Source organism: Streptomyces sp. LaBMicrA B280 (assembly GCF_049222185.1).
Lineage (GTDB): Bacteria > Actinomycetota > Actinomycetes > Streptomycetales > Streptomycetaceae > Streptomyces > Streptomyces murinus.
Map to the genome: position 1 here is coordinate 132,299 of NZ_JBMJCT010000014.1, position 25,609 is coordinate 157,907.

Annotated in this window: 24 protein-coding genes and 2 riboswitches; of the genes, 10 read left to right on the plus strand and 14 right to left on the minus strand. The window is 73.4% G+C overall.

The window, feature by feature from the left end:
• Positions 1 to 34: 34 nt before the first annotated feature.
• The 6 genes from ACLF5H_RS15050 to ACLF5H_RS15075 all read right to left on the minus strand — a co-directional run bounded on the left by ACLF5H_RS15050 (position 35) and on the right by ACLF5H_RS15075 (position 6,487).
• Complete coding sequence (locus ACLF5H_RS15050; protein ID WP_421676579.1) at positions 35 to 1,021, minus strand: isochorismate synthase; 987 nt, start codon at positions 1,019 to 1,021, stop codon at positions 35 to 37.
• A gap of 479 nt (positions 1,022 to 1,500) precedes the next feature.
• On the minus strand, positions 1,501 to 1,731 hold the full coding sequence (locus ACLF5H_RS15055; protein ID WP_421676580.1) for an MbtH family protein: 231 nt from the start codon (positions 1,729 to 1,731) through the stop codon (positions 1,501 to 1,503).
• Between the two features lie 19 nt (positions 1,732 to 1,750).
• Positions 1,751 to 3,154 carry a lysine N(6)-hydroxylase/L-ornithine N(5)-oxygenase family protein gene (locus ACLF5H_RS15060; protein ID WP_421676581.1) on the minus strand — a complete coding sequence of 468 codons (1,404 nt, stop codon included), beginning with the start codon at positions 3,152 to 3,154 and terminating at the stop codon, positions 1,751 to 1,753.
• A 163-nt stretch (positions 3,155 to 3,317) separates the two neighbouring features.
• Entirely contained in the window at positions 3,318 to 3,950 is a 633-nt protein-coding gene (locus ACLF5H_RS15065; protein ID WP_421676582.1) for an isochorismatase family protein, read from the minus strand.
• 15 nt (positions 3,951 to 3,965) lie between these two features.
• The gene (locus ACLF5H_RS15070) at positions 3,966 to 5,630 is read right to left on the minus strand and encodes a (2,3-dihydroxybenzoyl)adenylate synthase (RefSeq protein WP_421676583.1); all 1,665 of its coding nucleotides are present in this window, start codon (positions 5,628 to 5,630) and stop codon (positions 3,966 to 3,968) included.
• A 62-nt stretch (positions 5,631 to 5,692) separates the two neighbouring features.
• Positions 5,693 to 6,487, minus strand: coding sequence for a 2,3-dihydro-2,3-dihydroxybenzoate dehydrogenase (locus ACLF5H_RS15075; RefSeq protein ID WP_421676584.1), 795 nt, complete (start codon positions 6,485 to 6,487; stop codon positions 5,693 to 5,695).
• Between the two features lie 675 nt (positions 6,488 to 7,162).
• Here ACLF5H_RS15075 and argB point away from each other — a divergent pair.
• Positions 7,163 to 8,122, plus strand: a complete 960-nt coding sequence (argB, locus tag ACLF5H_RS15080; protein WP_421676585.1) for an acetylglutamate kinase — start codon at positions 7,163 to 7,165, stop codon at positions 8,120 to 8,122.
• Here argB and ACLF5H_RS15085 read toward each other — a convergent pair.
• Positions 8,096 to 8,614 carry a GNAT family N-acetyltransferase gene (locus ACLF5H_RS15085; RefSeq protein WP_421676586.1) on the minus strand — a complete coding sequence of 173 codons (519 nt, stop codon included), beginning with the start codon at positions 8,612 to 8,614 and terminating at the stop codon, positions 8,096 to 8,098. The two genes, argB and ACLF5H_RS15085, sit on opposite strands and share 27 nt — an antisense overlap.
• Before the next feature lie 51 nt (positions 8,615 to 8,665).
• Positions 8,666 to 10,198, minus strand: a complete 1,533-nt coding sequence (locus ACLF5H_RS15090; protein ID WP_421676587.1) for an MFS transporter — start codon at positions 10,196 to 10,198, stop codon at positions 8,666 to 8,668.
• Positions 10,199 to 10,316: 118 nt separating this feature from the next.
• Here ACLF5H_RS15090 and ACLF5H_RS15095 point away from each other — a divergent pair, with 118 nt between their 5' ends.
• Positions 10,317 to 11,009 carry a TetR/AcrR family transcriptional regulator gene (locus ACLF5H_RS15095; protein ID WP_421676588.1) on the plus strand — a complete coding sequence of 231 codons (693 nt, stop codon included), beginning with the start codon at positions 10,317 to 10,319 and terminating at the stop codon, positions 11,007 to 11,009.
• Between the two features lie 28 nt (positions 11,010 to 11,037).
• Positions 11,038 to 11,973, plus strand: a complete 936-nt coding sequence (locus ACLF5H_RS15100) for an alpha/beta fold hydrolase (protein ID WP_421676589.1) — start codon at positions 11,038 to 11,040, stop codon at positions 11,971 to 11,973.
• A gap of 34 nt (positions 11,974 to 12,007) precedes the next feature.
• On the opposite strand, the gene ACLF5H_RS15105 is transcribed toward ACLF5H_RS15100, so the two are convergent.
• From ACLF5H_RS15105 to ACLF5H_RS15125, 5 genes are all read right to left on the minus strand, one after another.
• Positions 12,008 to 13,522 (minus strand): amidohydrolase, encoded by a 1,515-nt coding sequence (locus ACLF5H_RS15105; RefSeq protein WP_421676590.1) that lies wholly within the window; start codon positions 13,520 to 13,522, stop codon positions 12,008 to 12,010.
• A 176-nt stretch (positions 13,523 to 13,698) separates the two neighbouring features.
• The gene (locus tag ACLF5H_RS15110) at positions 13,699 to 14,370 is read right to left on the minus strand and encodes an isochorismatase family protein (protein ID WP_421676591.1); all 672 of its coding nucleotides are present in this window, start codon (positions 14,368 to 14,370) and stop codon (positions 13,699 to 13,701) included.
• Between the two features lie 16 nt (positions 14,371 to 14,386).
• Complete coding sequence (locus ACLF5H_RS15115) at positions 14,387 to 15,091, minus strand: DUF2470 domain-containing protein (RefSeq protein WP_421676592.1); 705 nt, start codon at positions 15,089 to 15,091, stop codon at positions 14,387 to 14,389.
• A 159-nt stretch (positions 15,092 to 15,250) separates the two neighbouring features.
• Positions 15,251 to 16,615 (minus strand): beta-1,3-glucanase family protein, encoded by a 1,365-nt coding sequence (locus tag ACLF5H_RS15120; RefSeq protein WP_421676593.1) that lies wholly within the window; start codon positions 16,613 to 16,615, stop codon positions 15,251 to 15,253.
• Positions 16,616 to 16,836: 221 nt separating this feature from the next.
• Entirely contained in the window at positions 16,837 to 17,799 is a 963-nt protein-coding gene (locus ACLF5H_RS15125; protein ID WP_421676594.1) for a TIGR01777 family oxidoreductase, read from the minus strand.
• Positions 17,800 to 18,140: 341 nt separating this feature from the next.
• On the opposite strand from ACLF5H_RS15125, the gene ACLF5H_RS15130 reads away from it, so the two are divergent.
• Positions 18,141 to 18,575 carry a VOC family protein gene (locus ACLF5H_RS15130; protein ID WP_421676595.1) on the plus strand — a complete coding sequence of 145 codons (435 nt, stop codon included), beginning with the start codon at positions 18,141 to 18,143 and terminating at the stop codon, positions 18,573 to 18,575.
• A 58-nt stretch (positions 18,576 to 18,633) separates the two neighbouring features.
• Here the strand turns inward: ACLF5H_RS15130 and ACLF5H_RS15135 are convergent, their stop codons facing one another.
• On the minus strand, positions 18,634 to 19,935 hold the full coding sequence (locus tag ACLF5H_RS15135) for a PP2C family protein-serine/threonine phosphatase (RefSeq protein WP_421676596.1): 1,302 nt from the start codon (positions 19,933 to 19,935) through the stop codon (positions 18,634 to 18,636).
• Positions 19,936 to 20,292: 357 nt separating this feature from the next.
• A riboswitch (Fluoride riboswitch) is annotated at positions 20,293 to 20,356 on the plus strand.
• A gap of 167 nt (positions 20,357 to 20,523) precedes the next feature.
• Here ACLF5H_RS15135 and ACLF5H_RS15140 point away from each other — a divergent pair.
• From ACLF5H_RS15140 to eno, 6 genes are all read left to right on the plus strand, one after another.
• On the plus strand, positions 20,524 to 20,808 hold the full coding sequence (locus tag ACLF5H_RS15140) for a DUF211 domain-containing protein (protein ID WP_421676597.1): 285 nt from the start codon (positions 20,524 to 20,526) through the stop codon (positions 20,806 to 20,808).
• Positions 20,805 to 21,356 carry a hypothetical protein gene (locus ACLF5H_RS15145; protein WP_421676598.1) on the plus strand — a complete coding sequence of 184 codons (552 nt, stop codon included), beginning with the start codon at positions 20,805 to 20,807 and terminating at the stop codon, positions 21,354 to 21,356. Before ACLF5H_RS15140 ends, ACLF5H_RS15145 begins: the two co-directional genes overlap by 4 nt.
• Before the next feature lie 94 nt (positions 21,357 to 21,450).
• A riboswitch (Fluoride riboswitch) is annotated at positions 21,451 to 21,514 on the plus strand.
• A gap of 42 nt (positions 21,515 to 21,556) precedes the next feature.
• Entirely contained in the window at positions 21,557 to 23,224 is a 1,668-nt protein-coding gene (gene ettA / locus ACLF5H_RS15150; RefSeq protein WP_421676599.1) for an energy-dependent translational throttle protein EttA, read from the plus strand.
• Positions 23,225 to 23,286: 62 nt separating this feature from the next.
• Positions 23,287 to 23,475 carry a hypothetical protein gene (locus tag ACLF5H_RS15155; RefSeq protein WP_421676600.1) on the plus strand — a complete coding sequence of 63 codons (189 nt, stop codon included), beginning with the start codon at positions 23,287 to 23,289 and terminating at the stop codon, positions 23,473 to 23,475.
• A gap of 367 nt (positions 23,476 to 23,842) precedes the next feature.
• A complete protein-coding gene (locus ACLF5H_RS15160; RefSeq protein WP_421676601.1) occupies positions 23,843 to 24,331 on the plus strand; it encodes an inorganic diphosphatase in 489 nt (162 codons plus the stop codon).
• A 3-nt stretch (positions 24,332 to 24,334) separates the two neighbouring features.
• A complete protein-coding gene (gene eno, locus ACLF5H_RS15165; RefSeq protein ID WP_421676602.1) occupies positions 24,335 to 25,609 on the plus strand; it encodes a phosphopyruvate hydratase in 1,275 nt (424 codons plus the stop codon).

Genomic DNA, 25,609 nt, shown 5'->3' on the forward strand with positions numbered 1-25,609 from the left:
TGCTGACGGAGGGTGGCCGGGCCCGCGGCGCGGCTCATACGAGGTGCTCCAGGCCGAGGGCGCGCAGCAGGGTGCGGAACTTGGCGGAGGTCTCGGCCAGTTCGGCGTCCGGGTCGGAGCCGGGGACGATGCCGGCTCCGGCGAACAGCCGTACGGTGCGGTCGCAGATCTCGGCGCTGCGGATCGTCACCGCCCACTCGCCGTCGCCGTCGAGGCCGCTCCAGCCGACCATCCCCGCGTAGTAGCCGCGGTCCTCGGGCTCCAGGTCCGCGATGGCGGTGAGCGCCCGGGGCGCGGGCACCCCGCAGACGGCGGGCGTGGGATGCAGCGCCTCGGCCAGGCCGAGCGCGGAGCAGGCCGGGTCCAGCGGGTCCCGCAGCCGTCCGGTGATCCGGGTGGACAGGTGCCACATCGTCGGTGTCCCGATCACCTCGGGGCGCTCGGGTACGTCGAGGTCGGTGCAGAACCCGCCGAGCAGCTCGGCCACCTGGGCGGCGGTGTGCGCGTGCTCGCCGAGGTCCTTCGCCGAGTCGCGCAGCCGCGCGATCCGTTCCCGGTCGAGCGTCTCGTCACCGGCCCGGGGCGCGGACCCGGCCAGCGGGTTGGCGACCACGAGGGCGCCGCGCCGGGACACCAGCAGTTCCGGGCTGGCGCCGACCAGGGTGCGCGGGGCGGGGTCACCGGGGGCGGTGACATCGGCGGCGAAGGCGTAGGCCGCCGGGTCGGCGTGGACCAGCCGGGTCAGCAGCGCGGGCACGGCCACGGGATGGCCGCCGGTCAGCTCCAGGGAGCGGGCCAGCACCACCTTGGACAGCTCGCCGTCGCCGATCAGCTCCAGTGCCCGGCTCACCGCGGCGGTGTAGCCGCCGGGTTCGGGGCGGGGCCGGACCGTCCACCCGGTGCCGGGTCTCGGCTCGGGCAGATGGGTGGCCAGGGCGGAGGGGGCGCCCGCGCGCCGTACGACCGCGGGGACCAGCAGGCCGGCGTCGCCGTCGGGGCGGAATCCGGCGGCCCCGACCACGACGGGATCGGGCAGCCCGGCCGCGGCCGGCCGCGGCCGCCGCGTCCAGCGCCTCGGCGGCGGCGTGGGCCCGGCCGCCGCTCCCGGCGCGTACCCGGGTGTGCACACCGTCGGCGAGCAGGGTGCCGCGCGCCGAGGAGAAGTAGAACGAGCCGGTGAGGTAGGCCGCCAGCAGATCGGCGGGCCGGTGTACGGGGCTGGGGCGCAGCAGGGTGGATAGGGACACGTCGATGCATCCTTCATTCGGGCGTGGAGTCTGGGCGCCGGCGGCACGGCGGTTTCTCCGGGGTGGTGGAGCGAGAACATCGGCGGAGGTCCCGGGCGGGGAGGCAAGGGCTCCAGGAACCTGGCCGGATACGACAATCTCACCAGATAGTTAGGTTAGCCTCACCTTATTAAGGGAAAGGCTCGGCGGTCAACAACGCGTCCGCACGAGGGACTTGAGGGCAGGCATGCGCCGCCCGCCGGGCCCCTGGCTCTCAGGTGCCCGACGCCGTGGACCGCGCGTGCTCGATCAGGCTCGTCGGCCGCATATCGGTCCAGTGCCGGCCGACATGGGCGAGACACGCCTCGCGGGTGTCCTCGCCGTGGGCGACGGTCCAGCCGGTGGGTACCTCGGCGAAGGCGGGCCAGAGGGAGTGCTGGTTCTCGGCGTTGACGAGGACGAGGTAGCGGGCGCCGTCGTCCTCGAAGGGGTTGGTGGCGGCCATGGCCGGTCTCCTGGTGGGGTCAGGGGGTGGGGAGGGGGACGGTGCCGGTCTCGGGCGCGAGGCCCGCGGTCTCGGCGCCGGTGCGCTGGGCGCGGTCGAGGAGCAGCGCGTCGCAGATCTCACCGGCGCGCACGGCGAGGGTGGACAGCAGGGAGGAGGTGATGCCGTGGGTGTGTTCGGTGGCGGCGCCCTGGAGGTAGATCCCGGCGCGGACGGCGTCCGTGGTGGCGATCCGGTGGTCGCGCCCTATGCGCAGGCGCCCCTGGCCGTCGGTCAGGCAGTGTTCGGCCAGCGGGCCGAGGAGGGTACGGGGGTCGGAGGGCCGGTAGCCGGTGGCCAGGACGACGGCGTCGCAGTCCAGGGTGCGGGGGTCGCCGCCGATCAGGGGGCGCAGCACCGCGCGGACGCCGTGGGGGTGTTCCTCGACGGCGGTCAGGGCGGTGGTGTTCAGGATCCGCAGCCGCTCGGTGCCGGCGACCTTCTCCTGGTACACGGTGCGATAGAGCTGTTCGATCAACTCGCCGTCCACCACGGAGTAGTTGGTGTTGGCGTGATAGCCGAGCAGGGACTCCTTGACCTCGTCGGGCGCGGCGTAGAAGTCGTCGACGGCCGCCGGGTCGAAGATCCGGTTGGCGAAGGGGCTGTCGTCGGCGGGGCTGTAGCCGTAGCGGCTGAAGACCGCGCAGATCTCCGCGTCCGGGAACTCGCGGTGGAGGAACTCGGCGGCCTCCGCGCCGGACTGGCCCGCCCCGACCACCACGAAACGCCGCGCCGGCCGGTCCTTCAGGGCCGCCGCCCGCGGCAGCAGCTCCGAGCTGTGCCACACCCGCGGCCCCGCCGTCACGTTCTCCGGGAACCGGGGCACCAGGCCCGTGCCGAGCACGACGTTGCGCGCCCGCAGCACTCCCTCACCGGGGACGTCCCCGTCGGCGGGGCCCGGGGCGGGGCGGGTGTGCACCTCAAGGACGGAGGCGGGGGCGTCGCCGTCCGCGGCCGGGCGCAGGGCGTACACCTGGCGCCCGTACCGCACCTGGTCCGCCACCATGGCCGCGCACCAGCGGAGGTAGTCGTGGAACTCCACGCGGGTCGGGAAGAACGACTTCTGGTTGATGAAGTCGGCCAGCCGGCCCTTGTCGTGCAGATAGCGCAGGAAGGTGAACCGGCTGCCCGGGTCCCGCATCGTGGCCAGGTCCTTGAGGAACGACACCTGCATCGTCGCCCCCGGCAGCAGCATTCCCCGGTGCCAGCCGAACTCCCCCTGCCGCTCCACGAACACCGAACGCAGTCCACGACCGCCGCCGTGCGCGTTCTGCTCCGCGACCGCGACGGCCAACGCCAGATTCGCCGGGCCGAAGCCCACCCCGACCACATCCTGGACCGGCCACTGACCCGGCCCACCGGCACCCGCACGCCCTGCTGACATCTTCGCCCTTCGACAAGGTCCCGTGAGGGACCGATAAATGATTCGCACTTAGGCAAGCCTCGCCTAAGTTTTCCGGGCAGAGGGGTCGACGATCCGTCAACCGGCCTCTGCCGTACGTGATGTGAGATCTTGAGATATCGCTCCGCGCGCTCGGCGGCGGCGCTCAGAAGCTGTCGACCGCCTGGTCCGTGGTGATCACCCTCGCGCACCGGCCGGCCGCCCAGCGCAGGGCCATCGCGTGGTCCTCGCGGGAGAAGTCGGCCACGGCGTCGGCCACCACGAACGCCTGGATGTCACGCATCCACGCGTCGCAGGCCGTCGCCATGACCCCGATGTGCGCGTACACACCGACGACGACCAGCTGGTCACGGCCCTGGTCCCGCATCAGGTCCGCGAGGTCCGTGCGGACGAAGGCGCTGTATTTCCATTTGGTCAGCGTCGTGTCGCCGGGCCGGGGTGCCACGGGTTCCGGAACGGCCAGGACCGCCGGGTCATCGGCCACGCCCGGTCCCCAGAAGTCGAGTTGGAGCCCGCGTTCCTCGGGGGTCTGGCCGCCGCGCTGGACCGAGTAGACCACCGGCGCCCCGGCCCGCCGGGCCGCGTCGAGCAGCCGGGCGGTGTTGGCCAGCATGCCGGTCAGCGGCTGTTCGCCTGCCGGGAAGGCGGAGAGGAAGTGCTGCTGGAGGTCGTGCACCAGCAGCACCGCCCGCGCCGGGTCCACGGACCAGGAGACCCGGTTGTCCGGCAACTGGCCCGCGGTGGGCAGGGGGTAGCCGGTGATGGACGGAAGTGCCATGGGGAAAGGGCCCTTTCAGCGCTGCTCGGCACAGGCCGCGGCCGAGCGCAGCCCCTTCTTGCTGACCTTGCCGACGCCGGTGTGCGGGAAGGCGTCGACGAACCGGACGAGGTCGGGGACCTTGTAGGCGGCGACACCGCGCGCACGGACGAACGCCTTGATCTGGGCGGCCGTCGGCGGCTCGGCGTCCGCGCGCAGGATCACATGGGCGAGGGTGCGCTCGCCCAGGAAGTCGTCGGGCACGGCGACCAGGGAGACGTCATGGACCGCCGGGTGGGCCAGGATGATGTTCTCGATCTCCTCCGGGGCGACCTTCTCGCCGCCCCGGTTGATCTGGTCCTTGGCCCGCCCCTCCACCACCAGATGCCCGCTCGCCGTCCGGCGCACGATGTCACCGGTGCGGTAGAAGCCGTCCTCGGTGAACGCGGACCGGTTGTGCTCCGGGGCCCGCCAGTAGCCGCGGATGGTGTAGGGGCCCCGGGTGAGCAGATGCCCGAACGCGCCCTCGGGCACGTCCCGGTCGGTGTCGTCCACGATCCGGATCTCGTCGTCGGGCGAGATGGGCAGGCCCTGGGTGGTGAGGATCGTCTCCGGATCGTCGTCGAGGCGGGTGTAGTTGACCAGCCCCTCGGCCATCCCGAAGACCTGCATCAGCCGGCAGCCGAGCGCCGGCTCAAGGCGCCGCGCCGTCTGCTCGCTGTACTTGGCCCCGCCGACCAGCACCAACTCCAGGCTGGACAGGTCGCGTTCGGTGCGCGGCGCGCTGTCCGTCCACAGCAGGGCGAGCGGCGGCACCAGGCCGGTCATGGTGACCCGCTCCTGCTCGATCAGGGCGAACGCGGTCGTCGGATCGGGCTTGGGACACATCACGACCCGGCCTCCGGCGTACAGCGTGCCGAGCCAACCGGGGGAACTCATGGGGAAGTTGTGGGCCGCGGGCAGGACGACCAGGAACCGGGTGTCCGCGTCGACACCGCAGATCTCGTTCGAGCCGCGCAGGGAGTAGAGGTAGTCGTCGTGGGTGCGGGGGATCAGCTTGGACACCCCGGTCGTCCCGCCCGACAGCTGGAGGAACGCCAGTTCGTGCGGCTGCGGTTCGGCCAGCGACACGGACGGGTCGCACGGCACGTCCGACAGCGCCGTGTGGCCGCCCGGGTCGCCCGCCACGAAGATCTCCCGGAGTCCGGGGGCGCCCCGGCGGACCCGGGTGGCGAGGTCGCGGTGGTCGAAGCCGTCGTGCACGTCCGGGATCACATAGGCGACGGCCTCGGAGAAGGCGCAGAAGTGCGTGATCTCGGTGTCGCGATGGGCCGGCAGCGCGAACACGGGCAGCGCGCCCAACCTGAACAGGGCGAAGACCACTTCGGCGAACTCGGCGGTGTTGGGCAGCTGGACGACCACCCGGTCCCCGCGCCCGATGCCGCGCCCCGCGAACCCGGCGGCGAGCCGGTCGGCGGCCTCGTCCAGCTGCCGGTACGTCCGGGTACGGCGCCCGGGCGCGAAGTCCACCAGGGCGACCCGGTCGGGATGGGCGGCGGCCCGCTCGCGGAGCATGCGGCCGAAGGTCTCGCCCCGCCAGTGACCGGCCCGCCGGTAGCGCTCGGCGAACTCCTCGGGCCAGGTGGGCGCGTCCACGCCCGGGGTGAGGCCCGAGGGGGCGGGTATCGGTTCGATGGTCACGGCAATGGCTCCACGGTGTTCGACGGGGTTCGTCACGGGGCGGCGGGGTGCGCCGGTGGTGGTCAGGCGCGCAGGGTGGCGCCGCCGTCCACGTACAGGTCGTGCAGGGTGATGTGCCGGGCGCGGTCGGAGACCAGGAAGGCGACGGCGTCCGCGATGTCCGAAGGCTCGGCGATCCGGCCGAGCGGAATGCCGGTGCGGTACGCCGCCAAGTCCCCCTCGATCACGGCCCGTCGGCCGCTGTCGGGGCCGCCGGGCGCCCGGTCCCACAGGGCGCGCTGCATGTCCGTGTCGGTGGAGCCGGGGGACACGGTGTTGCAGCGCACCCCGTACGGGGCGACCTCAAGACCGAGGCACTTGGTGAACATCACGGCGGCGGCCTTGGAGGCGGCGTAGGCGGCCATACCGGCGCGGGGCACACCGGCCGCGTTGGAGGCGACGGTCACGATGCTGCCCCGGCGCCGGGCGGTCATCCGGCGGGCGGCGGCCCGGCAGACGTGGAAGACGCCATCGGTGTTGACGGCGAACACGGCCGCCCAGTCGGCGTCGTCCAGGTCGACCACGGCCGCGCCGCGCAGGACGCCGGCCACGTTGACCACGATGTCCAGGGGTCCGAGGGTCCGTTCGGCCTCGGCGACCAGTTCCTCCACCGCCGCGGCGTCGGTCACGTCCAACACCCGTCCCGTGACCCGGCCTTCGTGCCGTGCGGACAGTGCCGTAACGGCCGCGCCGTCCACATCGGTGGCGAGCACCCGCGCGCCCCGCGCGGCGAGTTCCTCGGCCACCGCGGCGCCGATGCCCCGCGCCGCCCCGGTCACCAGGGCGCAACGACGGGCCAGTTCGGGCTCGCCGCTCATCCGGCCGCCCCCTCGGGCCGGGCGGCGCCCGATCGGTGAACGGGAGAGCGGGATCTGTGAACGGAAGACGGGGATCTGTGGAGTGACTTCATGGCCTCGGGGCCTCCGGCAAACGCGCAGCGGATACGACCACCCGGGAGGACACCAACGGCCCGCCCTCGGCGACTTAGGTAAGGCTAACCATACCTTTACCTTGGTGGTGATCGTCAACGCCGTCCGCGAAGTCATCCGGTTCGTTCCGGGAACCCCAAGTCCCGGCGCTCCCGGGCGGGTTGCCGACGGGAGGCCGGGCGGGCACCCGTGCGAGCGCGCGGGCCGCCTCGTCGGGTAACGTCCCCGGGGACGACGTCGCACCGGCCGTTCCGAGGCACGTCCGTCACCGCGCACCGGACGCGCCGGTCCGCGCCGCACCGGTCCGTGCCGCGGCGTTCCGCCGCACCCGCCCGTCCGGCCGCACCGCGCCGGACGTACGCACCCGCCCGTCCGGCCGCACCGCGCCGGACGTACGCGCGCCGCCGCTCCCCCGGCCACCCGACTCCGCACCGTGCGCACGGCCTTGTGCCCGGGCGGTACGCCGCCGGGCCGCGCGAGCCGCCTCCATGCCCCCATGCCCCCATGCCCCCCATGGCTCCACACGGCCCCCACCAAGGGCCGCAGCGAAGGGACGAACACCCGATGAGCTCGACTTCCGCGCCTACCGCGGCCCCCACTCCCCCACCGGCCGACCCCGTGCCCCACCTGGAGGCGTCCCCGGGCAAGGTGGTCGTCGTGAAGTTCGGCGGCCACGCCATGGTCGACGAGGCGCTGCAACGGTCCTTCGCCCAGGACGTCGTGACGCTGCTGCGGGCCGGGGTCCACCCGGTGGTGGTGCACGGGGGCGGGCCCCGGATCAGCTCCCTGCTCGCGCGGCTCGATCTGGAGGTCCGCTTCACGGCCGGACTGCGGGTCACCACGCCCGAGGTCCTCGACGTGGTGCGCATGGTGCTCGCCGGGCAGGTGCAGCGCGAGATCGTCGGCCTCATCAACGCGCACGGCCCGCTGGCGGTCGGACTGACCGGCGAGGACGCGCACACCCTCACCGCCGTACGCAGACCGGCCTGGGTGGACGGCGATCCGGTGGACATCGGGCTGGTGGGCGAAGTCGTCCGGGTGGACCCGCGGTTGATCCTCGCGCTGCTGTCCCGGGGCCGGGTTCCGGTGGTGTCACCGCTCGCCAGGGGAACCGGGGGCGAGGTCTACAACGTCAACGCGGATCTCGCGGCGGCGGCCCTGGCGGGCGCCCTGGGCGCCGAGCGGCTGATCGTCCTCACCGATGTCGCCGGGCTGCACGCCGACTGGCCGGCCGGCGGCGAGGTGATCGAGCGGCTGACCGCGGCGGAACTCGACGCGCTGCTGCCGGGCCTGACAGGCGGGATGGCGCCCAAGATGGAGGGGTGTCTGCGGGCGGTGCGGGCCGGGGTGCGGGCGGCGCGCGTCATCGACGGGCGGGTGCCGGGCGCCGTGCTGCGGGAGGGCTTCCGCGACCGGGGCGGCGCCGGCACCACCGTGTTCCCGGACCGGGCCGACGACCCCGGGGAGGACGCCGATCGGCCCGGCGGGCGGCGCCGGTCACAGGGTCCGGCGCAGCACCCGTGACCCCGGGCGGGGAGCGAGCCCGGCCGGCCAGGTCACGGGCGCGTCGGTCACGGTGAAGCCGTGCCGCAGGAACAGCGCGGCACCCCCGCTGGTCGCGGCGAACACCGTGCGGGCCGAGCGGGCCGCGGCCTCGGCGAGGAGCGCGGTCAGCAGGGCCGTACCGACCCCCCGGCCCTGACTGGCCGCCGCCACGCAGAAGTTGTAGACGACGGCGGTACGGCCCGGGGCCCGCCCCTCGGGTGCGGCGGCGAACCTGAGCCCCGCACAGCCCTCGACACGGCCCGTCGCCGACTCGGCGAGGAGGAAGTCGTCCACGTCGCGCGCGTACCGCGCCATGGGCCGCTCGCGCAGCTCTCCCGTCCGGGCGAACACCCGGGAGAGGCGGTGCAGCGCGATCGCGTCGTCGCGCCCGGCCGCGCGCACCACCACCGGAGGCGCGGGACGAGAGGGGCGCGGAGTCGGTACGACGTGGAGTGCGGGGCGGGAAGTCACCGTGCTGTCCTCACTGGTTCTGACCGTGCTGTCCTCACTGGCTTCTGGTGGTCAGGCGGGGGCGTGGTCCTGTTCCGCCGCGGATCCGGGGATCGCCGAAGGCTCCTCCCGACGCGCTCCGGGCGCGAACACGGCGGCGATGACGGCGGCCGCGGCGCAGAAACCGGCGGTGACGAGGAACGCCCGGTCGTACCCCGTGACGAGCTGGTCGATCCGGTCGGCCGGGGCGGACGAGGCGCCCCGGGTCGCGGCGACCGTGGTGAGGATCGCGAGCCCGAGGCTTCCGCCGATCTGCCGGGCCGCGTTGATGAGACCGCTGATCAGCCCGGCCTCGTGCGGGGCGGCGGCGCCGGTGGCCAGGGAGGTGTTGGCCACCATGCACAGGCCGACGCCGGTCGACGCCACGAGCGAGGCCGGCAGGAAGCCGTTCAGGAAGGTCGAGTCGGCGTGCATCAGACCGAAGAGCAGCATGCCCGCCGCGCCGAGCGCCAGGCCCGCGGTCAGTACGGCGCGGGCCCCGAAGCGTGCGGCCAGCCGCCCGGAGAGCATGGATCCGACGACGGTGCCGAAGCAGAAGGGCAGGAAGGCGGCGCCCGCCCGCAGCGGCGAATAGCGCAGGACGTTCTGGAGGAACAGCGAGGCGAAGTAGAACCCGGCGACGGTGGCGGCGCCGAGGAACAGCACGATCACATTGGCCAGCCACACCGGCCGGGCGCGGAACACCCCGAAGCGGACCAGGGGTTCGGCGGCCGCCCGCAGCTCCCAGACGGCGAAGGCGGCTCCCGCCACGGCCGCCACCGCGAAGGAGACGAGGGCGCCGCCGGTCCCCCAGCCGTGCTCGCCGGCCCGGATGAGTCCGTTCACCAGGGCGGTCAGGGCGACGGTGACCAGGAGCGCGCCGGGCAGGTCGAGGCGGCTCACGCGGGTCGTGCGTGCGTCATGGACGGACAGCCGGGCCAGGATCAGGGCGGCGGCCACGATCGGTACGTTCACGAACAGCACCCAGCGCCAGGACAGCCACTCGGTGAGCACCCCGCCCAGCAGCACTCCGAGCGCGCTGCCCGCGGCGGACACCATGGCCCAGATCCCCACGGCGCGGGCCCGCGCGCGCATCTCGCGGAAGGTGACCATGATGACGGCCAGGCTCAGCGGGGCCAGCAGCGCACCGGCCAGGCCCTGGCCCGCCCGTGCCGCGATGAGCTGGCCCGGTGTCTGGGCGAAGCCGCCGAGCACGGAGGTGGCCCCGAACACCCCGAGCCCCAGGAACATCGCGACGCGGTGCCCCACGAAGTCGGCGAACCGGCCGCCGAGCAGCAGCAGTCCGCCGAAGACCAGCGTGTAGGCGTTGACGACCCAGGACAGGCCACCGGGCCGGAATCCGAGGTCGCCGGCGATCGAGGGCAGCGCCACGTTCACGACGCTCACATCGAGGACGACCATCACCTGCCCCAGACAGGCGGTGGCGAGGACCAGGCCGGGGCGCGGCCGGGGCCCTGAGGTCCGGTCGGATCCCGTGTCGGATCCCCTGTCGGGTGCGGTACCAGGTGCGGTATCGGGTGCGGTCCCGGACGGCGTCTCGGTCATGGCGCACTACTCCCGTTGCTCGGCGCGGACCTCTGCCGCGCGACGACGCGAACAATGTACGCGTAAGGCATGCCTAACTTCTACTTCGGCGGTGCGGGAGAAGTGGGAGGATGGCGGCATGTACCGGCCTCCGCAGACCTCCGAACCCGACCCGGCACACCGACGGCGCGGGGTCCCCAGGTCGCAGCCGAGGCCGGGGCTGACACCCGAGGCCGTCGCACGGGCGGGACGGGAGCTGATCGAGCGCGAGGGGCTGGACGCGCTCACCATGCGGGCGGTCGCCGCCGAACTGGGCACCGCCGCCGCGTCGCTGTACCGGCACGTCGCCGACCGTGACGCGCTGCTGCTGGCGATCCTGGAGGACATCGCGTCCCGGCTGCCGGTGGAGGTGCCCGGAAGGTCACCCGCGCGGCGGCTGTTCAACCGGCTGACCACCGCGCACGACTACATGGCCGAGCACATCTGGGTGCTGCACATCCTGATCCGCGGCGAACTCGTCGCCCGCAACGCCTTCCCGTTCAGCGACGCCTGTCTGGCCGACTTCCTCGCGGCGGGCCTCACCGAGCGCCGGGCGGCCACCGCCTACCACGCCTGCTGGCACCTCACCACCGGTGAACTGCTCAACGAGCACCCGCTCACTCCGCCGCCCCAGCCGAGCCAGCGACAGCAGGCCCTCGCCTCGGTGGACCCCGCCCGGCTCCCGGCGCTCGCCCGGGTCCGCGAGGCGGAGCTGCGGGAGGGCCGCGACACCTACGCGACCGCGCTCAAGGCCCTGTTGACGGCCTTTCTGCCCGATGCGGCGGACTTCTGAGACACGCATGCCCATCAGGGGGAATTCGATGACTCCGCCGTACACCCAGGGCGAGTCCGCATGGGTGCCCACCCGTGACGGACGACGGCTGCACGCGATGGTCCTGGACGCCCGCGAGCCCGGCACCGGGCCGCCGGTTCCCGGCCGGGTGCCGCCGACGGTCGTGTTCGAGGCGGGGGTGGCGGCCGACCGTTCCTCCTGGGCCGGAGTGCAGCCCGCGGTCGCCCGGTTCGCCCGTGCGATCGTCTACGACCGCGCCGGACTGGGCCGCAGCGCGCCGGACCCGGCGGGGCGGGCGCTCACCCGGATGGCCGACGACCTGGGCGATCTGCTCGACCACTTCGGGCCCGGCCCGTTCGTCCTGGTCGGACACAGCGCCGGTGGCCCGATCGTACGACTCGCCGCGGCCGACCGCCCCGACCGGATCACCGGCCTGGTGCTGGTCGAACCCACGGACGAGGGCGCCGATGCGCTGTTCTCGCCGGGCTTCCGCCGGATGAGCCGGATCGTGCCCCGCGCCTGCGGTCTGCTCGCCCGCCTCGGTCTGCTGCACCTGCCGCACCGGCCCCTGCTCAGGGCCGTGCCCGCGGACGTGCGCGCGGCGATGCGCCGGGAGGCGTTCACGGTGCGGGCGATGTCCACCTGGGCCGAGACCAACCGCACCTTCCTCGACGAACTCGCCGCCTGGCGCGACAACCCGCCGGGCGCCGGGGACTTCCCGCTCACCGTCGTGTCCGGCGCCCGCGCGGGCAACGGCATGAGCCGCTCGATCCGGGCCGCCGCGAACGCCTCGCACGCCCGCCGGGCCGCCTGCTCACCCCGGGGCCGGCAGGTGATCGCCGAACGCTCCGGCCACTACGTCCCGCTGACCGAGCCCGGCCTCGTCGTCGACGAGATCGCCCGGATCGTCCGGCAGTTGGACGGCCCCGGGCCCGGCGGCCCGGAGGCGTCCCGCAGGAACTGACCGCCCAGGCGGTCCCGTTGTGTCCGCAGCCCGATCAGACCGTCGGCCGCGGGCCGGAGTCGTACGGGCCGTGGGTCCAGCGGCCGCCGGTCAGCGTGGCGTGCACCGGCATCGCCCGCAGCGTGGCGGCGTCGGCCTTCAGCGGGTCCACGTCCACGACGACCAGGTCGGCCGGGTCCCCGACCCGCACGAGCCGCCGTCCGCGGGCCGCCGCGACCAGCGCGTCGGGTACGGACAGACGCTGTTCCGGGTGCCAGGCGGGACGTTCGTCGTCGGTACGGCTGACGGCCGCCGCGACGGCGAGCCAGGGGTCCAGCGGGGACACCGGGGCGTCCGAGCCGAACTCCAGCCGGGCGCCTGCCGCGTGCAGGGCGGCGTACGCGAAGGCCCGGTCGGTGCGCCCGGCCCAGTGCCGGTCGGCCACGTCCCGGTCGTCGGTGGCGTGCCGGGGCTGCACTCCGGCGGTGACCCCCAACTCCGCGAAACGCGGCAGGTCTTCGGGGCTCAGCAGCTGCGCGTGCTCGATCCGGCCGCGGCAGCGCACGGCCGCGAAGGCGTCCAGGGCCACGCTGTTGGCGCGGTCCCCGATCGCGTGCACGGCGGGCTCGATGCCGTGCGCGGCGGCCCGCCGCATCAGCCGTACCAGCTCCTCGGGTGCCGTCTCCTCGATGCCGTGCGCGCCCTCGGTGCCCTCCAGACCCGGATAGGGGGCATGGCACAGCGCGGTACGGGTGTTGAGCGAGCCGTCGGTGAACAGCTTGAGGGGACCCACCCGTACCAGCCCGGGGTGGCGGCCGACCCCGCCGCCGGTGCGCAGGCCCCGGGCGATGGCCGCGTCGAGGCGGCTGGGGTAGACGGCCGCAGCCACCCGCAGGGCGGGCGGGGTATGCGCCGTACGCCGGGCCCAGTCCTCGACCATGTCGCCGTACTGGAAGTCGATGACACCGGTCACCCCGCGCGCGGCGGCGGCCCGGCAGGCCTCGGCGATCCGGTCGTCGACCACCTCGACGGGCGGCTTGGGCAGGGCGGACAGCGCCTCATGGGTCTCGTGCTCGCGCAGCAGCCCGGTGGGGTGCTCGCCCCGGCCGACGAGCGCCAGCGCCGGGGAGTTGAGCCACACGGCGTGCAGATCGGCGCTGACCAGGGCCACCGGGCGGTCCGGGAGGACCGCGTCGAGCAGGTTCTTGTGCGGGGCGTCGGACCAGAGCCCGTCCCGGAAGCCGTACCCGAACAGGACGGTGTCGCGGGGCCCGCCGGTCTGCCGCCGCACCAGGTCGGCGACCGCCCGTGCGGATCCGGTACCCGCCAGGTCCAGGCGGTGCCGGGCGTTCGCCCACTCCGCGAGGTGGACGTGCGCGTCCCACAGCCCCGGCAGCAGGACGCGCCCGTCGAGGTCCACGACCCGCTCGCGGCCGTCGGGTGCCGCCCGGTCGCCGTCCTCCGCGTCGGTGACGACATGGGTGATGGTGCCGTCCGCCACGCGGACCCGGCTGAGCGGGCCGCCGGCGCCGAGCCGCACCCGGTCGAGTACGAGCGCGAAGTCGGTCATGAAGCCTCCCTGGAGGACGCCGGGCGGCGCTTGGCCGAACGACCGGCGAGAAACTCGGCCTCACCTTACCCACGGCTGCGGGCAGGCGGGATGTGAACTGATGGGGTGTCAACCGCGGTGGCTCGCCCGGCCGTTCACCGTCGGGCGGGCCGCCGTCTCGGCGGGTCCGTGGGTGCTCAGAGCGCCATGGTGTCCGCGGGCCGCCCGCGCAGGTCCGCGCGCACCGCCTCGGTGACGGTGACGGTCGCGCAGGTGGCGGCCAGCCAGTGGACGGCCATGGTGTGGTCGGCGGCCGTGCGGTCGGCCACGGCGTCGGCGACGACGAACGGTTCGAGGTCCTGCATCCAGGCGTCGGCCGCCGTGAGTAGCACGTCGGTGCGCGCCGCCGCGCCCACGACCACCACCTGGTCCCGCCCGAGTTCCTTCAGGCGCGAGCGCAGCCGGGTACCGGCGAACGCGCTGTACCGCTTGGCCGTCAGGACCGTGTCGCCGGTCTCCGGCCGCAGGACGTCCACGACGGCGCGGGCGTCCGTCGCGGTCGGCGGTGCGAGCGGGACCGGCGCGGGGAAGACCGGCCCCGGCCCCTCTCCCCCGACCGACCGCGACCCCGGTATCCGCGTCACGTACACGACGGGCACGCCGAGGCAGCGGGCGGTCTCGGTCAACCGGCCGATGTTGTCGAGGAGTTCGGCGACCGGCGCGGTCTCCTCCAGGGCTCGCAGGACGTACTCCTGCATATGCTGCACGACGAGTGCGGCACGGCACGGATCGATGCGCCAGGACGGGCCGCCGTCCGGCAGCGACGCCGCGTCGGGCATGGGGTACGGGACGGCGCTCAAGGACGTCATGGTCTCGCCTTTCGGCTCAGGCCAGCAGATGGCCGGTGTGGGAGAGGCGGCGCGCCGCCGACAGCAGGGCGTGGATCTGCGGCCCGACATGGTCGAGGTCGCGCACGGGGGTACGGAACGGAATGCGGGCGTCGTGGTGGGTGCGCCGGTGTTCCAGCCGGAGGGTCAGTCCGTAGCGGTCGATGGCCACCGGGACCACCTTCGTCACACCGGGCTCCGGGCGTGGCCGTACGAGCCGCAGCAGCCGGGGCACGAGATCGGCGTGGTCGTCCACGAGATGGGTCAGGAGGCCCGCCTCGCAGGTCGCCAGCGGATCGAGTTCGGTCGCCTCCAGTTCCTGGAGGGTCACGTACGCGCGTCCGCCGGAGTCCTCCAGGACGCCCTGCCCGAACTCCATGCACGTACTGTCCGTGGCGTCCGGGTCGTACGGCGCGCGCAGCACCCCGGTCAGGGTGACGCGGGCGCGCAGCCGTTCGCGTACCGGCGTGGGCGCTATGTCGGTGAGTTCCAGGCGGACCGGGACCCGTACGGGGGACGGGGTGCCGGTGCCTTCCCAGGCGGCGTGCAGATGGAAATGCCCCATCGCACCGGTGCCGTCGAGTCGGCGGATCTCATGGTGCCGGCCGTCGCTGACCACGGTCATCGAGTGGGCGGCGGCCAGGATCGACCGGACGCGCTCGGCGGCCGTCGGCGCGCTGGCAGGACTGGGGGTACGACGCATCCGGGCCCTCCAGGACCAGGGAAAGTAAGGTAAGGCTAACCTAACCCACACCCTTCCCGGTTGGCCAGTCGCCCCGCACGCACAGCGCCCCTCCACCGGCCGGGGACGGTCACCGGTGAAGGGGCGTGCACGCGCCGCGCCGTACGGGCTGACGGCCTTTCAGTAGCCGACCGCGACCTCCATCCACTGCGGGTTGTCCATCGAGGTGTACGCGGCCTGGCCCGCCACGTCGTCGTACGGGAAGCCGTACGCCAGGTGGCCGATCGCGTGGTCGTGCCAGTACTTTGCGTACCAGTTGGCCGGGTCGCCGCCGTAGAACTTCGACGGGTCCTGCTGCTGCGCGGCCGGCAGGTTCGCGGTGTGCCGGTTGAGCGCGGCGCACCGGGCGGCGTCGGAGGCGAGGGACCCGGCACAGCCGAAGATGTTCGAGGTGGACTCGTTCACGCCGACCGAATTGGCGTACGCCGTGAAGTAGTTGGCGTTCGTGCCGCCCGACCGGAAGCTGGGGTCGCTGCCGGGGGCGATGATCCGGTACGGCGCCTGGGTCTGGGCCAGGACCTTGAACTGCTGCGGCACGGAGTTCTGGAAGTTCTGGAAGACCTGGTCGCGGGTCATGGTGAACAGGTCCTGGGCGTCGCCCAGTTGGACGTCCTGCCCGCTGTGCGAGTGCAGCCGGATCGCCAGCGGCAGACCCCAGGCGTCGACCCGGGTGGTGTTGCCGCTGAAGGAGGACGTGCCGGTGGTGAACTCGATGAAGTCGTCGTACTGGCCGTTCGGGGAGCCGACGTAGAAGTACATGCGCTGGGCGGGGGCGGCGACGACGTCCACGTAGGGCTGCTCGGCGATGGAGTGCTCCTGGCCGTTGTAGCTCCAGTAGACCTGGCTGTCCGGGTAGGCGCCGCCCGTCCGGTTGAGCACCTTCACCTTCATGACGGCCGAGGACGGCGGGATGTCGTCGGTGGTGCCCCAGAAGTCGTCCGGGGGCGTGCTGCCACCGGAGCCGCCGTAGACCTGGAACTCCCACAGGGAGTAGCCGTACGGGGTGGCCCGCTGGGTGCCGTACATCCGGACGTACCGTCCGGAGCCGCTCACGTTCAGGTTCTGTACGCCGCCGGTACCTGCGGTGGTCGAATAGACGGTGGTCCAGGGGCCGTTCGGGTCCGTGGCCGTCTGCACGGTGAAGGCCTTGGCGTAGGCGGCCTCCCACTTGAGGGTGACCTGGGTGAGGGGCTGGACCGAGCCGAGGTCGACCATGAGCCACTGCGGGTCGGCGAACGCGCTGGACCAGCGGGTCTGGTCATTGCCGTCCACCGCCTGCGCGGCGCCGAAGGAGGCGTTCTCGGTGGAGGAGGCGGTGGCGGGTCTGCCCTGGGAGAGCAGGGTGCCCGCGGCGCGGGCGGGGCTCTGGGAGGTGACGGTGAGTCCGAGCGCCGCGGCGAGCGCGATCAGCAGCGCGAGGACGAGAGAGGGCCGGGAGCGGGAGCGTCCCGGCGCACGGCGTGGTGGGGCGGAGCTGACTGGCATGGGCGTACTCCTCGAACGGGTGGGGACCGTGCTGGAGACCGAACCGTGACGCAGCCTGAGAGCGCTCTCGGGTGAGGGTGATGGTGGCAAGCTCCCCGGGACCAGTCAATGGGTTGTTCGCAAATGAACGGCGGCGGGGCGGAATTCGTTCGGCTCTCGAACGCCGGGCCCGTGCCGGGGTGTCGGCCGGCTTCGTTCGCACCGGGCGAGGGCGAGCTTGATCATCGGCCCACCGCGGCCCCACCCCTTTCGCGCGCCCGGCGCACCAACTCGTCGGCGGCTCCCGGCCATTGGGGGTACCGGAACGCGAAACCCGCCTCGGTCAGCCGCCCCGGGACGACTCGGCGGCTCTTCAGGAGCAGTTCGGTGTCGGAGCGCAGGGCGAACGCGCCGATCTCGGCCATCCACCTGGTCGCCGGAAGGCCCACCGGCACACCCCACGCGGAGCGCAGCGCGCGCATGAACGCGCGCTGCGGCAGGGGGTGGGGAGCCGCCAGGTTCACCGGCCCGGTGAGGTCCTCGCGGTCCATCAGGAACTCCACCGCGCGCACGAAGTCGTGTTCGTGGATCCACGACACGTACTGCGCGCCGCCCGCGACCGGGCCGCCGAGGCCCAGGCGGGTCAGCCCCGACAGGACGGCGAAGACTCCGCCGGGGTCCGGGCTCATCACCATGGCCGAGCGCAGGGCGACCTTGCGGGTGGCCGGTGTCTCCGCCCGGCGCTGGGCCCGCTCCCACGCCTTGGCGATGTCGACGCTGTACGCCCAGTAGTCCGGCACGCCCGCCTCGCCGCCGCCGATCACTCCGGTGGCCTCGTCGTTCGGGGCGTCGAAGCGGTGCGCGTACACCGTGGCGGTGCTCATCTGGAGCCAGAGCCGTGGCGGTCGGGCGGCACCCGCGATCGCGGCGCCCACGACGCGGGCGGAGTCGACCCGGGAGTCCATCATCTCCCGCAGACGGGTCGCCGTGTACCGGCAACTCACGCTGCGTCCGGCCAGGTTGATCACGATGTCACTGCCGTCGACGGCCGCGGTCCACGGCCCCAGGGTCTTGCCGTCCCACTCGATCTCACCCCCGCGCTCGGGGTGTCTGGTGAGCACCACGACCTCGTGACCTGCGGCGCCGAGCGCGCGCTTGAGCACCGTGCCGACCTGCCCGGTCCCACCGGGAATCACGATCTTCATCGGCCACCCCTCCCTCGTGTCGAGCCCTCGTGTCGAGCTGAGCCTAGACCAAGGAGTTGAACGCGTTCAAAACAGGTCGGGAGGCGGCGATCCAGGTCGACCCTCGGGCTCCGTCCGGACGGCAGGGCAACCGGCCGCCTCATGTGACCTGGACCACACGCCCGCGGCCCTTCCCATCGGACCACCGGAGGCGTACGTTCCGGTTTACCTCGCGATGACGCCCCCAAGGCGTCGGCCCGCCGAGCCTGGGACGGCGGGCCAGCGGGGGCCAAATCCGCCCCGACAACGTGCCGCGCCAAAAAGACAGTTGGCCGACGGAGCACCCCTGCTATGGTGCGCCGATGTCATCGATCAAGAAGATCCAGGTCACCTTCGACTGCGCGGAGCCCGAACGCGTCGCCCGGTTCTGGTGCGAGGTGCTGGGATACGAGGTCCCGCCGCCGCCGGAGGGGTTCGACACCTGGGGTGATTTCGATCGTTCGCTGCCGGCCGAGCGGCAGGGCGCGGCGTTCGCCTGCGTCGATCCCTCGGGCGAAGGGCCCCGGCTGTTCTTCCAGCGCGTTCCCGAGGGGAAGGTCGTCAAGAACAGGGTGCACATCGATGTGCGGGTCGGCACCGGGCTCGTGGGCGCGGAGCGGCTGGCCGCGCTGGAGGCCGAGTGCGCGCGGCTGGTGGCGCTCGGCGCGGTGCAGGTACAGGTGCTGCGCGCCGACGGCTTCAACGAGTCCTGCATCGTGATGCAGGACATCGAGGGCAACGAGTTCTGTCTCGACTGAGGACCCGCCGGGAGAGGCGACGGGGCGCGATCCCCGTACGGTCACGGCCCGTTGCCGCTCAGGGCACGCGCAGGGCCAGTACGGCGACGTCGTCGTTCTGGACGTCGCTCATCCGGCCGAGCAGTTCGTCCCGGAAGACGGCCAAGGGCTCGCGGGCGAGTGCCGCCGCGTGCTGGCGCAGCCGGGTCAGACCGCGGCCGATGTCCTCGCCGGGGCGTTCGACGAGGCCGTCGGTGTACAGGAGGAGGGTGGCGCCGGGCGGCAGGGTGACGGTCGCCGTCTCCCGTGCGAGCGCGGGATCGACCCCGAGGATGGGGGCGTGCCCTTCCTCCAGCAGCAGCGTGTGGCCGTCGGGCTGGGCCAGCAGGGGCGGGAGATGACCGGCGTTGGTCCAGGTGAGCCGCCATGGTCCGGCGTCGGGTGTCTCGATGCGCGCGATGACGGCCGTCACCAGCTCGATGCTGGTCAGCCCCTGCATCACCTTGTCCAGGCGGCACATGATGCCCGCCGGGTCGTCGCCGCCGCTGTCGTAGGCGAGTGCGCGCAGCATGTTGCGCAGCTGCCCCATCCGGACGGCGGCGGCGAGGTCGTGGCCGACCACGTCCCCGATGGCGAGGACCGCCGAGCCGTCGGGCAGCGGGAAGGCGTCGTACCAGTCGCCCCCGACCTCGGCCCGTTCGCGGGCGGCCAGATAGCGGGTGGCGAGCTGGAGGTGGTCCAGGCCGGTCAGGTCGGGCAGGAGGGAGAGCTGGAGCTGCTCGGCGGTGTGCTCCTGGAGCGCGTACAGCCGGGCGTTGTCCAGGGCGAGGGCCGCGCGGTGGCCGAGGTCGGCGGCGAGCGCCTGCTCCTGCTCGTCGAACGCCGGGGCCCCGGCGCGGCGGACGAAGGTGAGGGCGCCCAGTTCCTGCCGCCGTACGCGCATGGGCACGATCAGCGCGCTGTGGGCGCCGAGCGTCCGGTACAGGGACCACTGGGCGGCGCGCAGCGGGTCGGCGGGGTCGGGTTCGCCGAAGTCGGTGACCACGACGGGGCCCGCGCCGCGCAGCACCTTCGCCAGCGCGCACGCCGAGTCGTCCGGGCCGGGCAGCAGCCCGCCGGACAGCACCCGCAGCGCCCGTTCCGTGTCCCGGTCGGTGACCGTGAGTCGCCGTAGCCCTTCGCTTTCGACGACGTCCACGACACAGGCGTCGGCCAGCTGGGGCACGACCAGCCGGGCGAGCCTGCGCAGCGACTCCTGCGCGTCCAGTCCGGAGGCCAGCGCGCGGCTCACATCGGCGAGCAGCCGCAGCCGGGCGGCGGCGACCTCCGGTGGCAGCTCCTCGGACGGCGCGGCCGCCGGTGGCGTCGGCTCTCGTTTCATGACGCTCCTCCGGGCGTCCCTGGGGCGGTGGGATGTCGTTCCGGACCGCCGGTCCGGTGGGATCGCGGGCAGAGGCCGGCAGCGCGGCGCGGACCGTGCGGTCGCACATGGCGAGCCTCATCGCCGTCTTACGCACCGATGCCCCGGCGGGGAGCCGCGCAATCCCCCGTCACTCTCCCTGACCAGCGGCGGCACGGCGCCGCCGACGGTCCCTGCCCGACGAGGGGCGGGCGCGGGGGGTGCGGCGCGCGCGGCCCTCCGGCCGTGACACGGCGCAGGTCGGCGTCGGTGTCGGTGTCGGCGTCGGCGTCGGCGTCGGCGTGGCGGACCTGGCAGGACGTGTGCCGGGTGGCGCACTATGGGGGTGGCGATGAGGCTCGCCCTTGACCGCACCTCCCGTGCTGATGGCCTCTACCTCCACCGATCGGACGGTCGCTGCGGCTGCCCGACGGTCGCGAGCCAGGAGGTGCCGTCGCCTTGTCACTCCCGAGCGTGCCGACCCGAGGTCGTCCACGGCCTCGCCACGCCCGCTTCCGCTCGGCTCCTCCGGGCCCCCGGCTGCCTGAACCCCGCCAGAAGGAGTTGGACATGCCCGTACGACGGCTGGTCCTGGACGTCGACAAGACGGTCGACGAGCCCGATCTGATCCACCTCGCGTCGGTGATCGAGGCCGCGCCCGGGGTGAAGGCGGTGAACATCGCGGTCACCGAGATCGACATCGAGACCGTCGGTACGAACGTCACCGTGGAGGGCGACGACATCGACGTCGGCGCGCTGACCGAGGCGATCCAGCACACCGGCGCGGTCGTCCACAGCATCGACGAGGTGGTGGCCGGCGCCTATCTGCTGGACAACAAGCCGCGTTCGCGATGACCCCGGCCCGCGGGCTGCGGATGCCGGCCGTGCGGTCCATGCTGCCGCTGGTCCTGGGTCTGGTGGACGGGCTGCTCAACGCCCTGACGCTGGCCGCCGCCTCGCTGGTGGGTTCGGGCGCGCCGGTCAGCGCCTCGCTGGCGCTGCGGGTGGGGCTGGTGGCGTTGACGACGGCGGCGTTCGCCGTGTTCGTGGCCGACTACGCCGACCGCCGCGCCTATCTGATCCGCGCCTCACGGCAGTTGAACCTGACCCGGCGGGGGCAGCTGGCCACGACCCGGCTCGGCCGGCTCGCGCTGACCCGCGCGTTCACGGCCACGGTGATCGCCTGCACCGCGAGCTTCACCGGGGCGACGCTGCCGCTGCTGGCCGGGGCCGCGGCGCCGGAGCTGTCGTGGATCGTGGTGGTGCTGGCCGTCGTCGCCCTCGCGGCGCTGGGGGCCGTCCTGGGGCGCCTGTTCGCGGGCAGTCCGGTGCGGTGGGCGGCGGTGCTCGGCTGCGGCGGGGTGGCCGTGACCTGGATCGGTGTGTGGCTGCACCTCACCTGAGCGCGGCGCGCGGACCCGCGCCTCCCGCGCTCCCACGGCGGGGTCCCGGTGAGCGGGCCGGCTGGCGGGGGCGGCCCGGGTGGGCGCACCATGGACGGAGACGGGCGATGAGGCTCGCCCTTGAGCGCACGTTCCGTGCTGATGGCCTCTGCGAGCACCAGCCGCCGCACCCGGCGGCCCGGCTTCCGGAGGCATCGCGGATGTCCGTGTACACGATGCGCAGGGCCCGTACGGCCCATGGTGACAAGGTCGTCCTCGACGATGTCACGCTCTCCTTCCCGCCCGGCGCCAGGGTCGGCGTCCTGGGCCCCAACGGCATGGGCAAGTCCACCCTGCTGCGGATCATGGCGGGACTGGAGCGGCCCACCGACGGCGACGCCGTCCCGGCCCCCGGGATCAGTGTCGGGATCCTGGAGCAGGAACCCCGGCTCGACGACTCGACGACCGTCCTCGGCACCGTCGAGGAGGGCGTCGCGGAGATCCGTGCCGGGCTGCGACGGTATGAGGAGATCACCGCCCGGCTCGGCGCGGCGGGCGGTGCGCAGACGCAGCCGCTCCTGGACGAACTCGGCGCGCTCCAGGAGCGGTTGGACGACGCCGGGGCGTGGGATCTCGGCTCCCGGCTCGAGCAGGCGATGGACGCGCTGCGCTGCCCGCCGCCCGGCACACCGGTCGCGGAGCTGTCGGGCGGTGAGCGGCGGCGGGTGGCGCTGTGCCGGCTGCTGCTGTCCCAGCCGGACCTGCTGCTGCTGGACGAGCCCACCAACCATCTGGACGCGGAGTCGGTGACCTGGCTGGAGCGGCATCTGGCGGAGTACCCGGGCACCGTCGTCGCCGTCACCCACGACCGGTACTTCCTGGACAACGCCGCCCAGTGGATCCTGGAGATCGACCGGGGTCACGCCTACCCGTACGAGGGGAACTACTCCACCTACCTCCGGACCAAGGCGGCCCGGCTCCAGGTGGAGGGCCGCAAGGACGCCAAGCGGCAGCAGCGGCTGGCCGAGGAGCTGGCGTGGGTGCGCTCCGGCGGCAAGGGGCGCCAGGCCAGGTCCAGCGCGCGGGTGCGGCGGTACGAGCAGCTGGCGGGCGAGGCCGCGCGGGCGCGGCGGCTGGACTTCGAGGAGATCCAGATCCCGCCCGGGCCGCGGCTCGGCAGCCTGGTCCTGGAGGCCGACCGGGTCACCAAGGGGTTCGGCGACCGGCTGCTGATGGAGGAGCTGTCGTTCTCCCTGCCGCGCGGCGGCATCGTCGGGGTGCTCGGCCCCAACGGGGTCGGCAAGACCACCTTGTTCAAGGTGATCGTCGGCGCGGAGCGGCCGGACGCGGGCACCCTGCGGCTCGGTGACACGGTGCGGATCTCCTACGTGGACCAGAACCGCGCCGGACTGGACCCGGACATGCCGGTGTGGCAGGCGGTGTCCGGCGGCGCGGACCACATCCGCGTCGGCGATGTGGAGATGCCCTCGCGCGCCTATGTCGCCACGTTCGGTTTCAAGGGCTCCGACCAGCACAAGCCCGTGGGCGTGATGTCCGGGGGCGAACGCAACCGGCTGAACCTCGCCCTGACGCTCCGGCAGGGCGGCAACCTCCTGCTGCTGGACGAACCGACCAACGATCTCGACGTGGAGACGCTGGCGTCGCTGGAGAACGCACTGCTGGACTTTCCCGGCTGCGCGGTCGTCGCCGCGCACGACCGGTGGTTCCTGGACCGTGTCACCACCCACATCCTGGCCTTCGAGGGCGGCGCCGACTGGTTCTGGTTCGAGGGCAACTTCGCCGACTACGAGGCGAACAAGCTCGACCGGCTGGGCCCGGAGGCGGCCCGCCCGCACCGGATCACCCACCGTCGGCTGGTACGCGGCTGACCACCCGGCCGAAATCCCGTGACCCGCGCCCCGCACTTTCCCCGGCACCCGGTCATATGGGCATGGTCGGGGCGCGGCGGCGGGCCTGCGCGTTCGGCCTGTTCGACACCGGTTTCGGTGCGTGCTGGTTCGCCGGAAGCCTCGCTTTGGGGGCGCTCTACGATCGCTCGGTCACCGATCTGGTGGTCTTCTCGCCGGCCCTGCACGTGGCCGCGATTCCCCTGCTCCTGGTGGTCGGACGGACTCGGTGACGTCCCCTGGGGCCGACGACGCGGCCCGTTCGGCGTACCCCGGATGCCTTGCGGCGGCGATCTTCGGGGCTCACTATGGGTACGCGCCCGACGCGCCGGTGATGGGGCTCACCGCAACCGCGGCACCACGCCGCTGACGGTCCCTGGTCGAACGGACACGACCAGGAGAAGCCATGCCCGCACCCGCCGCGTCGCACTCCCCCGCCCGGCCCGACGGCCCCCGGGACGCCCGTACGGCCGCTTGCCACCCGGCACCGCCGCCGGACGGAGGTGTCCGGGCGAGCGCGCCCGGTACCCGTCCCGACGAGCCCGGCCCCCGCCCGCCCGAGCCGCGCCACCGGGCGGCTCCCGCTTCCAGGAGGACACAGTGGAGTTCGATGTGATCGTGGAGATCCCCCAGGGGTCCCGCAACAAGTACGAGATGGACCACGAGCTGCACCGCATCCGGCTGGACCGGCTGCTGTTCACCTCCACCAAGTATCCGGCGGACTACGGCTACGTCGACGGCACCCTGGGCCGCGACGGAGACCCCCTGGACGCCCTGGTGCTGGTCGGCGAGCCGACCTTCCCGGGCTGCACCATCGAGTGCCGGGCCGTCGGCATGTTCGTGATGAAGGACGAACACGGCCCGGACGAGAAGGTGCTGTGCGTGCCCGCCCACGACCCCCGGTACGCGCCGGTGCAGGACATCGGTGACATCTCCGAGTTCGACCAGCTGGAGATCACCCACTTCTTCGAGGTCTACAAGGACCTGGAGCCCGGCAAGTCCGTCGAGGGCTCGCACTGGGAGGGCCGCGAGCGGGCCTACGCGGAGATCGAGGCCTCCCGGGCGCGGGCCGCGGGAACAGGAGCCTGAACCATGACCTTGCGGATCACCGAGCTGCACGCCGTCGAGATCCTCGACTCGCGGGCCCGCCCCACCCTCGCCGTCACCCTCACCACGGGCGCCGGCAGCCGGATCCGGGCCGGGGTGCCCTCCGGTGCCTCCACCGGCACCCGGGAGGCCGTCGAACTGCGCGACGGCGACCGGACCCGCTACGGCGGACAGGGCGTCTCCACAGCGGTCGGACACGTCAACACCGAGATCGCCCGGGTCCTGACGGGACGCGACTTCGTCTCGGCCGCCGACGTCGACCGGGCGCTGATCGAACTGGACGGCACCGACACCAAGTCCCGGCTCGGCGCCAATGCCGTCATCGGGGTCTCCCTCGCCGCCTGGCGCGCCGAGGCGGCCGCCGCCGGGCAGCCGCTGTGGCGGCGGCTCGCCGAGGTGGCGGGCACCGCCGCGCGCCTGCCGGTGCCGCACTTCAACGTCGTCAACGGCGGTGCCCACGCCGCCAACGCCCTCGACTTCCAGGAGTTCATGCTGGCCCCGCTCGGCGCGCCGAGTCTGCCCGAGGCCGTACGCGCCGGGGCCGAGGTGTACGCCCGGCTGAAGGCGCGGCTGACCGCCGACGGCCACAGCACGGGCCTGGGCGACGAGGGCGGCTTCGCGCCCGCCGTCGACCGTCCCGAGGACGTCCTGCACCTCCTCGTCGAGGCGATCACCGACGCCGGCTACACACCCGGCCGGGACGGTGTCGCGATCGCCCTGGACCCGGCGGCCAGCGAGTTCCGGCTGCCGGACGGCCGGTACCGGGTCGCGGGCGAGATGTTGAGCAGTGACGACCTGATCGACCGCTACGAGGCGATCATCGACCGCTTCCCGGTCTGGTCGATCGAGGACGGTCTGGCCGAGGACGACTGGCACGGCTGGGTCCGGCTGACCGAACGCCTCGGCGACCGGGTCCAGGTGATGGGCGACGACATCTTCGTCACCAACCCCGGCATCATCCAGGAGGCGATCAGCAAGAAGATCGGCAACTCCGCTCTGATCAAGGTCAATCAGATCGGCACCGTCACCGAGACCCTCGACGCCATGCGGATCTGCCGCGCGGCCGGCTACACCCAGATGGTCTCCCATCGCTCGGGCGAGACCGAGGACACCTTCATCGCCGACCTCGCCGTGGGCACCGGCTGCGGTCAGCTCAAGTCCGGGGCCCCGGCCCGGGGCGAACGTGTCGCCAAGTACAACCGGCTGATCGAGATCGCCGACACCGACCCCGCATTGCCGTTCGGCCTCACCGGCGGCTGA

What these genes read in the sequence shown, in the direction of transcription:
- ACLF5H_RS15055 (WP_421676580.1), bottom strand. Translation starts at nt 1,731, where the DNA reads ATGGCCGCCACCAACCCCTTCGAGGACGACGGCGCCCGCTACCTCGTC.
- ACLF5H_RS15060 (WP_421676581.1), bottom strand. Translation starts at nt 3,154, where the DNA reads ATGTCAGCAGGGCGTGCGGGTGCCGGTGGGCCGGGTCAGTGGCCGGTC.
- ACLF5H_RS15065 (WP_421676582.1), bottom strand. Translation starts at nt 3,950, where the DNA reads ATGGCACTTCCGTCCATCACCGGCTACCCCCTGCCCACCGCGGGCCAG.
- ACLF5H_RS15075 (WP_421676584.1), bottom strand. Translation starts at nt 6,487, where the DNA reads ATGAGCGGCGAGCCCGAACTGGCCCGTCGTTGCGCCCTGGTGACCGGG.
- argB (WP_421676585.1), top strand. Translation starts at nt 7,163, where the DNA reads ATGAGCTCGACTTCCGCGCCTACCGCGGCCCCCACTCCCCCACCGGCC.
- ACLF5H_RS15090 (WP_421676587.1), bottom strand. Translation starts at nt 10,198, where the DNA reads ATGACCGAGACGCCGTCCGGGACCGCACCCGATACCGCACCTGGTACC.
- ACLF5H_RS15095 (WP_421676588.1), top strand. Translation starts at nt 10,317, where the DNA reads ATGTACCGGCCTCCGCAGACCTCCGAACCCGACCCGGCACACCGACGG.
- ACLF5H_RS15100 (WP_421676589.1), top strand. Translation starts at nt 11,038, where the DNA reads ATGACTCCGCCGTACACCCAGGGCGAGTCCGCATGGGTGCCCACCCGT.
- ACLF5H_RS15105 (WP_421676590.1), bottom strand. Translation starts at nt 13,522, where the DNA reads ATGACCGACTTCGCGCTCGTACTCGACCGGGTGCGGCTCGGCGCCGGC.
- ACLF5H_RS15110 (WP_421676591.1), bottom strand. Translation starts at nt 14,370, where the DNA reads ATGACGTCCTTGAGCGCCGTCCCGTACCCCATGCCCGACGCGGCGTCG.
- ACLF5H_RS15115 (WP_421676592.1), bottom strand. Translation starts at nt 15,091, where the DNA reads ATGCGTCGTACCCCCAGTCCTGCCAGCGCGCCGACGGCCGCCGAGCGC.
- ACLF5H_RS15120 (WP_421676593.1), bottom strand. Translation starts at nt 16,615, where the DNA reads ATGCCAGTCAGCTCCGCCCCACCACGCCGTGCGCCGGGACGCTCCCGC.
- ACLF5H_RS15125 (WP_421676594.1), bottom strand. Translation starts at nt 17,799, where the DNA reads ATGAAGATCGTGATTCCCGGTGGGACCGGGCAGGTCGGCACGGTGCTC.
- ACLF5H_RS15130 (WP_421676595.1), top strand. Translation starts at nt 18,141, where the DNA reads ATGTCATCGATCAAGAAGATCCAGGTCACCTTCGACTGCGCGGAGCCC.
- ACLF5H_RS15135 (WP_421676596.1), bottom strand. Translation starts at nt 19,935, where the DNA reads ATGAAACGAGAGCCGACGCCACCGGCGGCCGCGCCGTCCGAGGAGCTG.
- ACLF5H_RS15140 (WP_421676597.1), top strand. Translation starts at nt 20,524, where the DNA reads ATGCCCGTACGACGGCTGGTCCTGGACGTCGACAAGACGGTCGACGAG.
- ACLF5H_RS15145 (WP_421676598.1), top strand. Translation starts at nt 20,805, where the DNA reads ATGACCCCGGCCCGCGGGCTGCGGATGCCGGCCGTGCGGTCCATGCTG.
- ettA (WP_421676599.1), top strand. Translation starts at nt 21,557, where the DNA reads ATGTCCGTGTACACGATGCGCAGGGCCCGTACGGCCCATGGTGACAAG.
- ACLF5H_RS15155 (WP_421676600.1), top strand. Translation starts at nt 23,287, where the DNA reads ATGGTCGGGGCGCGGCGGCGGGCCTGCGCGTTCGGCCTGTTCGACACC.
- eno (WP_421676602.1), top strand. Translation starts at nt 24,335, where the DNA reads ATGACCTTGCGGATCACCGAGCTGCACGCCGTCGAGATCCTCGACTCG.